We start from the raw sequence: 10,763 nt of genomic DNA, 5'->3' as shown, positions 1-10,763 counted from the left end.
GAGACGGGAGAATTGGCAATGGCAGCCCAGATGGCAGGATTGAACATCGTATTCGAGGCGCCTGATAATGCAAAGGGACCGTGTCCCTCGAAGGTCCGGCCGATCGATCTGGTCCATCTCGCAAAGCAGACGATGGGCGACAAGACACTGGAACTCGAAGTCCTTCAGATGTTTGCGCGCCAGGCTCGCGCATGCCTGCAGGATATTGCCAGCGGCGAAACCATCCGTATCGGCGCAGCCGCGCATCGGCTGAAGGGCGCGGCAAGCTCGGTCGGCGCGTTCCGCGTGTCGCAGACGGCGGAAGCCGTCGAGGAAAACGGCGGCGATGCCGGCGCGACGGCAGCGCTCGGTGCCGCCGTCATCGACGCCGAGAATTTCATTCTGAAGCTCTGCCGCGGCTGACTCCAAGTTTTTATCTGACGCATGTTGTTGTGCCAAAACCGCTGCGCACTTTTGGGCGACGTGCATAAGATACCGTTCGAACGAGGCCCGTTGTTCCATTGCGGAACCGCGGGTCTTTTTGCGACGTTCTTTATGACGCTTTGAAGACGGCGGGCGAAGGGCCGATCTGCGAGGCTGTCGCGGATTTCCCAATGTTGACTGATGCGTCGAATTGTCGGAAGAAAATCCGCCCACCCACTGAAGACCGGAAATAGTCCTGATGCCAAAACTTACCATCGTCGCCTTCGACGGCACGCGCTTCGACCTCGACGTCGACCAAGGCTCCACCGTGATGGAGAATGCCGTGCGCAATTCGGTGCCCGGCATCGAGGCCGAATGCGGCGGCGCCTGCGCCTGCGCGACCTGTCATGTCTATGTCGACGAGGAGTGGACGGAGAAGGTCGGCCAGCCGGAAGCGATGGAAGAGGACATGCTCGACTTCGCCTTCGATGTGCGCCCGACCTCGCGGCTGTCCTGTCAGATCCGGATGAAGGCTGTCTATGACGGGCTCGTGGTGCACGTGCCGGAACGCCAGGCCTGAAGCGCGCTGCGCTTCAAACGTCGTCGAAAAATTCGATACCAAAAAAAAGACGCCTCGCGCGCTAGAGCGAGCGAGGCGAGGCGGGCGCATTACCTACGGATGAGGGAGGAACATCCGCGGCTTCGGAACGCGCCAGGAGAACCCAGCGATGAAAGTGCAGATGCCGTACCTGAACTTTCGAATGTGTTCATATTAACGCGTTCCGGTTGAGTCTGCCAGGATGAAAAATGACCAGTGAATCGCTGGGGAGGGTGCAAGTTTCGCACAAGTTTCGTTATTCAGCTAAGGGTTTCCGCTCGCAACCAGACTGAAAAAGCCTTATTTTGCGCCGGCTCGACCGTTGATTCGATTGTTCAGCAACCTCAGCATCCGCTTCTGGAAATTGACCGCCTCGACCCGGTCGAATCGCGCCTGCTGCTGGTCGTGCTCCTCTATACCGCGAGCTGATTCGCCGGAGACGAGTTCCTGCATGGCTTCGCAGCTGCGCTGCTGCGGCAGCGCCCGGATGGCGCGCTCCATGGCGCGGGCCTGGTCGCGGGCGATCTCGGCATGGCGCTCCTCGTGGCGCTTGATATCGCTCGACAGCGCGTCCCAGATCATCGACAGCTCCTTGCTGGCGCCCTTGCGACTGCTCCAGCGCGGCAGGATGATCTGGGTGTGGACCGTGACCTTGACGTTACCGACGCGGCAGCGCCCGTTATTCTGAATATAGGTTGCCTCGCCGCCGAAGCGGATCTTCGTAGCGCCGGGGTGGCGTGCCGAGGAACCGCTCGCCGTCGGGCCGCGCCGGCTGAGTTCGCGGTCGAGCTCATCCGCGCTTTTGCCGCGAATGTCGAAATAGGAATAGCTTTTCGATGCGATCACTTCGGCTGCCGACGGGCTGCAAAGGGAAAGAGCAATGGAAAAGGCGATAGGAACGACCATATAACGCACTGCAAGCGGCATTCTGAACGCAACCCGTGTTGAAATCGACAGGAGCTTGGGGCATAGCCACCCCAAGCGCAATATCAGATGGCGCTTTTTTCGTCATCAATGGGATAAGTCTGGTGACAGGGCTCGAAGGCATCATATGGCGTGTCGGCCATGGCCGGGAGATCGAACTCGGGCGTCGTTCGGTGATCATGGCGATCATCAACGTGACGCCGGACTCCTTCTCCGACGGCGGACGCTTTGAAACCGTCGATGCGGCGGTCGAACAGGCGTTGCGGGCGGTAAGCGAGGGTGCCGGGATTGTCGATATCGGCGGCGAATCGACCCGGCCGAACGCTGCAACCGTCAGCCCTTCCGAGGAGCAGGCGCGCGTGCTGCCCGTCATCGAGGCGCTGCGCGGGCGCACCCAGGCGCTAATCTCGATCGACACCTATCGCGCCGAGACGGCGCGGCTTGCAATCAGTGCCGGCGCCCATATCGTCAACGACGTCTTCGGGCTGCAAAGGGAGGCCGATATCGCCGATATTGCTGCGGTGACCGGAGCCGGGCTCTGCATCATGCATACCGGCCGCGACAGGGTAAAACTCGTCGATGTGATTGCCGATCAGGTGCATTTCCTCGAACGGTCGCTTGCGATCGCCGCTGCATCAGGCGTCAACCGCGACCGCATCGTGCTCGATCCGGGCTTCGGCTTCGCCAAGGAGACGGCGGAGGAGAACCTGGAGCTGATGGCGCGGTTTTCCGAACTTTCCCGTTTCGGCCTGCCGCTGCTCGCCGGCACGTCGCGCAAGCGCTTCCTCGGCACGGTGACGGGGCGTGAGGCGCAGGGGCGGGATGCAGCGACGGCTGCGACCAGCGCGCTGCTCAGACTTCAAGGGGCTGCGGTTTTCCGCGTGCACAATGTCGCAATCAACAGGGATGCGCTCGATATCGCCGATGCTATGCTTAATGCGCGCCAGGAATTCGAGAGGAAGCGGCCGACATGACCACCTACACGATCACGCTGCAGAACTGCGCCTTCTTCGCGCGCCACGGCGTGCATGACGAGGAGGAATTCCTCGGCCAGCGTTTCTTCGTCGATGCCGAGCTCGATGTTGTCGCCGGCGAGGCGCTGGAAAGCGATTCGATCAACGATACCGTCAATTACGGCATCGCCTTTACGGTGATCGAGCAGATCGTCACCGGCAAGCGGCGCTACCTGATCGAGTCCCTGGCGCTCGATATCGCCAAGGGGCTCTGCGAGACATTCCCGCAGATCCGGCGGGCGAAGATCACGGTGCGCAAGCCGAACGCGCCGGTGCCCGGCGTGCTCGATTTCGTGCAGGTGAGCGTTGAGCACTTTGCCTGAGGCCGCATTGCAATCCGCCACACTCGGTCTCGGCGGCAATATCGGCGACCCTGTGAAGGCGATGGCCGCGGCACTGCAGAGGCTCAACGGACGGGACGACTGCCGGGTTACGGCGGTCTCGCGGCTCTATCGCACGCCGCCCTGGGGCAAGACCGACCAATCGTTCTTCTTCAATGCCTGCGCTGCCGTCGAGACCAGGCTGAAGCCGGAGGCTTTGCTCGATGTCTGCCTGTCGATCGAACGCGAGATGAAACGCGAGCGCATCGAGCGCTGGGGTCCGCGCACGCTCGATATCGACGTGCTGACCTATGGCGACGTGATCCAGGACGCGCCGCGGCTGGAACTGCCGCATCCGCGCATGACCGATCGCGGTTTCGTGCTGATGCCGCTTGCCGACATCGCGCCGGGTCTCCTGGTCAGGGGCAGGGCGGTGAGTGACTGGCTGTCGGATGCCGAGGTGGCCGGCATCGAGATTGCCGACGATAGTCGCGACTGGTGGCTGAGCGCCTGAAGCAGGGAAACTGAAACGGAAAACGGCGGGAACCCCGCCGCTTCAGGAAAATCCGCTGTGCGATTTGTCTACTGGATGGAACCCACGGCCATCTCGTCGACCTGGCGGGTCAGCGTCAGGCCGATCACCGGGATCATCTGGCTTTCGACCTTGACCGAAACGGTGACGTTCATCGTCTTGTCATCGCGCACGCGGGCAATCATCGCACCATTCAGCTTGGCGCGGTTGATGCCGACGACGACGGTATCCTCGCTGACGGCGCCGGAGACGACGTCAAGGCCCTTGCCGGCGGCGCCGTCGAGGAATTTGCCCTTGTAGCTCGAGCCCGACTGAGAGATGACGGCGGTCATCGGCTGCTTGAAGACGCCGACGCGGCAGGTGCCGTCGAGCTTGATGCCGGCGCTGCTGTCGCCGGTGGGCTCACCGATCAGGTTGCAGGTGAATTTCGTGCCCTTGTACTTGCCGGCGACGATTTCACCAGGCCCCTTCCAGGAGCCGGCGACGGAATCGAAGAAGGCCTTGTCACGGGTTGCAGCGGTGGCTGCCGGTGCGACATCTGCGACGGGAGACAATGCCGCGGCGGCCAGGCCGCATACGATGAGAAACTTGCGCGAATACATGGATTTTCCTTGGCAAACACCACTCACGAACTGGCTGCAAGTTTTGCCGAAGAATGGTTAATCCTTCCTTTCGATTGTGCCGAAATGCAAGGTAGTACAGGGTTTTCGCGCGGTGATGGTTTTAAAATCCCGTCACTAGAGCCTTGAATCTGCTGAAATTTCTCCGGCATTACGCTACGGCAAGCGAAAACTGCGGAATCGCTGCTTCGTTCAAGGATTGTTGCCGCGCGGCGACATGGATGGGGTGAGATCGCCGATGAAATCACCGATTCCCGGCCGCTTCAGGGCGCGGAAGGCGAGCGGGCGGCAGAGATCCATCGCCGCGATTCCAATGCGGGCGGTCATCAGGCCGTTGATGACGCCTTCGCCCAGTCGTGCCGAGAGCTTCGAGGCCAGCCCGTGGCCGAGCACCTGCTGGACGAGGCTGTCGCCAACGGCGATCGAGCCCGTGACGGCCAGATGCGCCAACACGTCACGCAACAGACGGAACATGCCGAGCGTGCCGGGCCGGCCGCCGTAAAGCTCGGCCATGGCACGGATGAGGCGCACGGCCTCGTAGAGCACGTAGAGCAGGTCGACCACGGCGCGCGGGCTGACGGCGGTGACGATCGAGACGCGCTTCGAGGCGTTGACGATCAGGGCGCGGGCCTTGCGGTCGAGCGGAGCGAGCAGTTCGCGTTCGGCAAGCGCAATCAGATGCGGGGGATCTATGACCTCGCCTTCGGTCGCCTTCAGCGTCGCGCGGCCCTTCGATGTCTCAGGATTGGCGGAAAGGAGCGTGGTAAGGCGTGCGACGACGGCACGCGCCTTCACTGGTCGGGTTTCGAGCATCGCCGCGTCTGCCTCGGCCTTGATCGTCTGGACGGCGGCAAGGCGCATCATGCCTGATGTTTCGCGGATGACGAGGGCCAGCACGGCGAGGATGCCTACCGCGAGCACGGCAAGGGCCGCATAGCCTAACCAGTCGGCGCGGGTGAAGAGATCGCGGATCAGGCTATCGGTCCAGAGGCCGATGGCGAGCGACAGCAGGATGCCGAAGGCGCCGGCGGCGATCTTGCCGAAGGAGGTCCGCCGCTTGCGCGGCGCTGCAACGGGGACCGCGCTCAGATCCTTGTCGGGATTGAGGAAGGGATCGTCCTCATCCGGCGTCACGACGACATTCTCGGAGAAGCTTTCCGGCTTGCGCCGCTCACCTCCTTGCCGGCCGTTGTCACGCCGCTCGGTGGCTTCGTCCTCATAGATGAAGGCGGCGGGTGCGCGGCGCGGCGGATCGGACGGGGGCTTGCTCATGCGAGACGGTCTCCGAACAGGAACTGCATGGCGCGGTCGAGGCGGATATGCGGCACCGACAGCTTGATGCCGCCGCCGGTTTCTTCGAGATGCGGCGGGCGGAACCTGACGACGTTAACATCGGGCAGCTGCAGGCCGGTCTCGCCCGAGGCGATGCGGTCGAACAGGCTTTCCGGATCCTCCGGCAGGTCACCGGGGAAGATCGCGGTCTTTCTCTGGCCGTCGAAGCGTTCGCCGGCGATGGTTTCGCCCTCTATCGGCGTGCCGACGATGACCGGAAGTTCATGGCCGTCACGTTTGACGGTCGCCTCGCGGGTGGCGCGCACGGAAGCAAGTGCCATGACGTCGATGCCGGCGCCAGCCATGCCGATGCGGTCGATGGCGCGATCCACCAGGCGGCGGGTCAGCGCATCGAGCCGGTCGTGGCTTTCATGATGGAGATGATCGGCTTTGGTGGCGGCGACCAGCACGCGGTCGATGCGGCGCCCGAGCAGGGAGGAGAGCAGCGAATTGGTGCCGGGGCGGAAACAGGCGAGCACATCGGTCAACGCGCGTTCCAGATCCTGCACTGCTTCGGGGCCGCGGTTCATCGCCTGCAGCGCATCGACGAGGACAATCTGGCGATCAAGCCGGGCGAAATGCTCACGGAAGAAAGGTTTGACGACGACCGATTTGTAAGCCTCGTAGCGCCGCTCCATCATCGTCCAGAGCGAGCCGCGGCCGGGACGCCCGTCCGGCGGCAGAGCCAGCGGCGCAAAGGTCAACGCCGGCGACCCGTCGAGATCGCCGGGCAGGAGCAGGCGGCCAGGCGGCAGGGTGGAAAGCGAGCGTTCGTCGGCCTTGCAGGCTTTGAGATAATCGGCAAAAGCGGTGGCGAGGTCGCGGGCGATCATCTCGTCGGCGCCGGCATGGATGTCAGTGGCGCGCGTCAGCGCCAGCCATGGGCGCGACAGTTCGGAGCGGACGCCCGTTTCGGCAAGTGCCAACGTTTCCTCGCTGAACGTGCGATAATCCTTGCCGAGCAGCGGCAGGTCGAGCAGCCATTCGCCGGGATAATCGACGATATCGATCGACAAGCGGCCGGGCGAAAACAACCGGTTCCAGCCGCTGGCGCTCTGATAATCCAGCGTGATGCGCAATTCTGATATGGCGCGGGTCGAATCCGGCCAGATACGGTCCTTCACCAGTGCGCGGATATGGTCCTCGTACTGGAAGCGCGGCACGGCATCGTCCGGTTGTGGTTCCAGCCGCACCGCCGAGACGCGGCCGGATTGGACCGGCTCGAACAGCGGCAGTCGGCCGCCATGTAGGAGATTGTGGACCAGCGAGGAGATGAAGACCGTCTTGCCGGAGCGGGAGAGGCCGGTAACGCCGAGCCGCACGGTCGGATTGACGATCCCGCTCGCCCGATCGGCGAGATTGTCGAAGGCGATGCGGGCGTCATCGGCAAAAGATGTCAGGCGTGGCGGCAAGGCGCAATTCCGGTTGGTGACTGCCCGCAATATAGGGAGGGCGCCCCGCCTGCAAAAGAAGCGGCGCGAAAGTCTTCAGACGACCACGAAATCGATAAGGCGCCAGACGGCGCCCGAAGCGTCGTAATCGACAACGGCAAGGCCTGCCGTCGGGAAGCCGCCGGGAAGGGCGCTTGCCATCGCCTCATGGCCGATCAGCGCCTCCAGCGTCTGCTCCATGGTCGGATTGTGGCCGACCAGCATAACGGCAGATTCGTCCTGCGCATCGATGATCTCGAGATAGGTGTCGACCGTGGCGTTGTAGAGCGCGTCGACATAACGAACCTCAAGCGTGAGGCCTATCGCCCGGTAGACCGCATCGGCGGTATCGCGGCAGCGCAGCGCCGTCGAACTGATCAGAAGATCGGGACGGTAGCCTTTGTCGGCGGCCTTATCGGCGATGATCTCAGCATCGCCGAAGCCCTTTTCATTGAGCGGCCGGTCGAAATCGCGCTGTCCGGATTCGGCCCAGCCGGCCTCGGCATGACGCAGGAGATAGATGCGGTTGGGCGGAGGCACGGGTACGGTCATGGGCAAATCCAGGATCGGGCGGGTCTTTTCAGTAGCGGTTGTAATTGGCCGCCGTCAATCGCCAGTCAGGCCGCAACTCCCTAAAACCTGGCTGACAACACGGCGTTTTGAAGGCGAAGCAAAAAACGGCGGCCGGAATAACCATGACAAAATAGATCGTTAGCCGAAAATTGTAACAGATTTAAAAATCTGTTTACCTGTCGTATTTGGCTTGAATCGCGACTAGCGCTTGGGATATACACCCGGCCAGATGAGATGTTCTTCAGGAGAATCGCGTTGAGTGAGAAGATCGATCTTAGCAATTACGTTCCCTCGGAAGAGGAAGAGTTCATGAACGTAAACCAGCGCGCCTATTTCAGGGCCAAGCTGGTTGCATGGAGAAATGATATCCTTAGAGAAGCGCGTGAGACACTCGACCATCTGGCCGAGGAAAGCGCAAACCATCCCGACCTCGCCGACCGGGCGTCGTCGGAAACAGATCGGGCGATCGAACTTCGCGCCCGTGATCGGCAGAGAAAGCTGATTTCGAAGATCGACGCGGCAATGCAGCGCATCGACGACGGCACCTACGGCTATTGCGAGGAAACCGGCGAACCGATCGGCCTCAAGCGTCTCGATGCCCGCCCGATCGCGACACTGTCGATCGAGGCGCAGGAGCGTCACGAACGCCGCGAAAAGGTCTATCGCGACGAATGAGAGTTTTCATGCGGGCATGAAAGCAGAATAGGCGCCGCGATCTGATCGTGGCGCTTTTTCGTTTATCCTTATCCCGGTGTGTTGGATAACAAGCCACAAAGGCCCAGGATCGAGCCGTTGTGGCCGCGGATTTCCGCGATTACAGCGGATCTCCTGATGCCAGAGGTTTCCACGATTGCTCTCGATCGGCCTGCATGGCGAGGTCGATCACGATAAGGGTGCCATTCTTGATTCGCCGCCGCATCACGTCTGCTGGGTGAGGATTTGTCAGAACCATGCCTTGATTATGAAGAGCCTGCAGCCGCGAGCGCGAAACTTTCAACTCGGAGGCCAGCAGACGGTCAAGCCGTGTGCTGGTTGGAAACGGGACCATCAGTTCGATTGCCAATCTCGTCCAATCTGCAGTTTTCTGGTGAATCTCCTTTGCGATTTCAAATTCAGCAAACTCGTCCACACGCTGCGACTTGTGCCGGAGAGCCTCGAGGTTGAAGGTTTCTGCCCGGATCCAGTCGGGATCGTTGGATTGTAACGCGTCAAGGACGGCAGGATCGATGTCGCGAACATTGCGGCGCTCGATGATTGGCCGGTTCCATGTCCTTTCGCAGGTCAGGCATTTGTAGATAAGCCAAGCGTCGAGCTTGCGACCGTTGGCGTTGAGCCGGATCTTGCCGCTGGATTGGAAGGCTCTCAGGCCTCCGCATCCGCCGCATGCAATCCAAGGCTGGGGAGCTGTCTTGGGAATAATGGTCCATCGGACCCGAAGCGTATTGCACATACCGTCTTGGTCTTCCGTTCGGAAGTCCACCAAGATGGTGCATGAGAAAACCCCTTGCGGGCGCGGTGTGGCGATGTTGTGGGCGGCTGAAGAGCTGAGACAGCGGAGCTGCACATGGCACATTGTAACAATGCCAAACCGGTCTCTCGCCACCACCCGATGAACATGTTCGCATGCCGCCAGCGTATCGCTCTGCGGCAGTACGGGTGAAACTGGAGTGAGACCGGTATTTACTTAGGCAAAGTGCAACCTCGAATGCGCCGACGCTCTTCAACCCTAGGGATAACAAATGATCGGCATGAAAGGGAGCCCCCAAGCCCGTTCGGGGTGCTGAAAGCCAGGGCAATGCGGCTTTTATGCAACTTAGTGATGAAGGAGGGGCGCTCTAGCAATCCGACATCACTTGTCGCGATTGACACTCATTTCGCCGAAGATGCGGGCGACTTCCTTCTGCAGCTCGGTATCGGCGCCGGTGATCGGGGCAAGCTCGGGATCACGGCGTGGCAGGTTGGCCGGCTGCGACACCGCTTGGCGAGGCGCCTGGTTTGCCGGCGCCGGCACGATGCGTTCGGCCGTCAGATTGTTCGACATTTCCTCTTCCAGCACCCGCTGGAAATCATGACGGATCGCCGCTGCCGACTGCGCAGCCGCCTCGTCTTCGGCGCTACCTGGTGCGGCGCGCGCGGCCGCCGGCATGTCCCGGACAGGCGGGGCGGAGACCTCGGGTTCGATGCGCTGCTGCGGCAGCACGCGCTGGCGGGCGGCATCGAGGATCTCGGCGGCACTTGAGGCATCGTGAAACGGTGCGGGCTGCGCGGCTGGGGGAGCGGCGGGACGCTCCTGCGGGCGCGGCTGGGGCGGGACGGCGCGCAGAGGATTGTCGCGTTCGGCCGACAGCGGAGCTGTCACGGGCTCTGCCGGAAGAGGGCTCGTGACCACCGGCGGTGCCACGGCAGGCTGAGACGGCGGTTGGGCCGGTGGTTCTGGGCGCGGGCGCGGCTCTGGCGAAACCGGCGCAGAGAAAGTGGGCTCGGCGGCCGGCTCGACACGGGCTGCGACCGGCGGGCGTGGTGGAGAGACCGGCGGTGTTTCCGGCCGCGCGACCGATATCGGACGCTGCTCGGCGGGCTGCTGCGTGCCGCTGACGCTTTCCGGCTGTTCGGCCGCTGCGGGCAGGATACGGCTTTCGATGACGATATCGCTCGGGCCGCCGATCATGATCAGGTGTTCGACGTCGTCGCGGCGCACCAGCACCAGCCGGCGACGGGCATCGACGGCTGCGGCATCCAGCACCTGCAGCCGGGGCTGCCGGTTGCGGCCGCCGCGCACGAAGGGCGAGGGCGCCCGGCTGCGGATCACCCAGAGCACGATGATGAGCAGGAGAAGCGCCAGACCGACGCCACCGGCGGCAAGCAGGAAACGGCTGCCATAAGCTCCGACAACATCATCCAACATAGTCACTCACTCCATTTCGCATTCGGCACATATTGACGACTTTTCCGTTCCTTAGGCAAGGGCCGCCGATACTGTCCAGTCACGGGAGAACGCGATTTCGTGTTCCGCTGCCAG

The 10,763-nt window shown here is 62.3% G+C and carries 13 protein-coding genes; 6 read left to right on the top strand and 7 right to left on the bottom strand.

Features of this window, described 5'->3' with window-relative positions; translation table 11 throughout:
* The first annotated feature begins 18 nt into the window (after positions 1–18).
* Both AC2444_RS11080 and AC2444_RS11075 read left to right on the top strand, forming a co-directional pair.
* A complete protein-coding gene (locus AC2444_RS11080) occupies positions 19–402 on the top strand; it encodes an Hpt domain-containing protein (RefSeq protein ID WP_012757671.1) in 384 nt (127 codons plus the stop codon).
* 259 nt (positions 403–661) lie between these two features.
* Positions 662–982: a 2Fe-2S iron-sulfur cluster-binding protein gene (locus AC2444_RS11075; protein WP_003540151.1), complete on the top strand. Its 321-nt coding sequence runs from the start codon at positions 662–664 to the stop codon at positions 980–982.
* Positions 983–1,300: 318 nt separating this feature from the next.
* Here the strand turns inward: AC2444_RS11075 and AC2444_RS11070 are convergent, their stop codons facing one another.
* Positions 1,301–1,927, bottom strand: a complete 627-nt coding sequence (locus tag AC2444_RS11070; RefSeq protein ID WP_012757670.1) for a DUF922 domain-containing Zn-dependent protease — start codon at positions 1,925–1,927, stop codon at positions 1,301–1,303.
* Between the two features lie 101 nt (positions 1,928–2,028).
* Here AC2444_RS11070 and folP point away from each other — a divergent pair, with 101 nt between their 5' ends.
* The 3 genes from folP to folK are packed head-to-tail and all read left to right on the top strand — an operon-like array spanning position 2,029 to position 3,771.
* A complete protein-coding gene (gene folP, locus AC2444_RS11065) occupies positions 2,029–2,898 on the top strand; it encodes a dihydropteroate synthase (protein ID WP_012757669.1) in 870 nt (289 codons plus the stop codon).
* Positions 2,895–3,260, top strand: a complete 366-nt coding sequence (gene folB, locus AC2444_RS11060; RefSeq protein ID WP_003540148.1) for a dihydroneopterin aldolase — start codon at positions 2,895–2,897, stop codon at positions 3,258–3,260. Before folP ends, folB begins: the two co-directional genes overlap by 4 nt.
* Positions 3,253–3,771: a 2-amino-4-hydroxy-6-hydroxymethyldihydropteridine diphosphokinase gene (folK, locus tag AC2444_RS11055; RefSeq protein ID WP_171815717.1), complete on the top strand. Its 519-nt coding sequence runs from the start codon at positions 3,253–3,255 to the stop codon at positions 3,769–3,771. The genes folB and folK overlap by 8 nt, the downstream gene beginning before the upstream one ends.
* A 68-nt stretch (positions 3,772–3,839) precedes the next feature.
* Here folK and AC2444_RS11050 read toward each other — a convergent pair whose 3' ends face one another.
* The 4 genes from AC2444_RS11050 to AC2444_RS11035 form a co-directional block, all read right to left on the bottom strand.
* Entirely contained in the window at positions 3,840–4,391 is a 552-nt protein-coding gene (locus tag AC2444_RS11050) for a hypothetical protein (RefSeq protein ID WP_003540146.1), read from the bottom strand.
* A gap of 210 nt (positions 4,392–4,601) precedes the next feature.
* On the bottom strand, positions 4,602–5,681 hold the full coding sequence (locus AC2444_RS11045; protein ID WP_017994228.1) for a YcjF family protein: 1,080 nt from the start codon (positions 5,679–5,681) through the stop codon (positions 4,602–4,604).
* A complete protein-coding gene (locus AC2444_RS11040) occupies positions 5,678–7,153 on the bottom strand; it encodes a YcjX family GTP-binding protein (RefSeq protein WP_012757666.1) in 1,476 nt (491 codons plus the stop codon). The genes AC2444_RS11045 and AC2444_RS11040 overlap by 4 nt, the downstream gene beginning before the upstream one ends.
* A 75-nt stretch (positions 7,154–7,228) precedes the next feature.
* Complete coding sequence (locus tag AC2444_RS11035; RefSeq protein WP_012757665.1) at positions 7,229–7,723, bottom strand: SixA phosphatase family protein; 495 nt, start codon at positions 7,721–7,723, stop codon at positions 7,229–7,231.
* A 276-nt stretch (positions 7,724–7,999) separates the two neighbouring features.
* Here AC2444_RS11035 and dksA point away from each other — a divergent pair, with 276 nt between their 5' ends.
* Positions 8,000–8,419 (top strand): RNA polymerase-binding protein DksA, encoded by a 420-nt coding sequence (gene dksA / locus AC2444_RS11030; protein ID WP_003559816.1) that lies wholly within the window; start codon positions 8,000–8,002, stop codon positions 8,417–8,419.
* A gap of 139 nt (positions 8,420–8,558) precedes the next feature.
* Here dksA and AC2444_RS11025 read toward each other — a convergent pair whose 3' ends face one another.
* Together AC2444_RS11025 and AC2444_RS11020 are read right to left on the bottom strand one after the other, a co-directional pair.
* Positions 8,559–9,194: a DUF1062 domain-containing protein gene (locus AC2444_RS11025; RefSeq protein ID WP_012757664.1), complete on the bottom strand. Its 636-nt coding sequence runs from the start codon at positions 9,192–9,194 to the stop codon at positions 8,559–8,561.
* Between the two features lie 399 nt (positions 9,195–9,593).
* Positions 9,594–10,655 carry a flagellar biosynthetic protein FliO gene (locus AC2444_RS11020; protein ID WP_128440216.1) on the bottom strand — a complete coding sequence of 354 codons (1,062 nt, stop codon included), beginning with the start codon at positions 10,653–10,655 and terminating at the stop codon, positions 9,594–9,596.
* Positions 10,656–10,763 lie beyond the last annotated feature (108 nt).

This window comes from Rhizobium sp. WSM1328 (assembly GCF_057653715.1).
The sequence above is the reverse complement of the archived record's forward strand: the minus strand, read 5'-3'. Positions and strand labels throughout refer to the sequence as shown.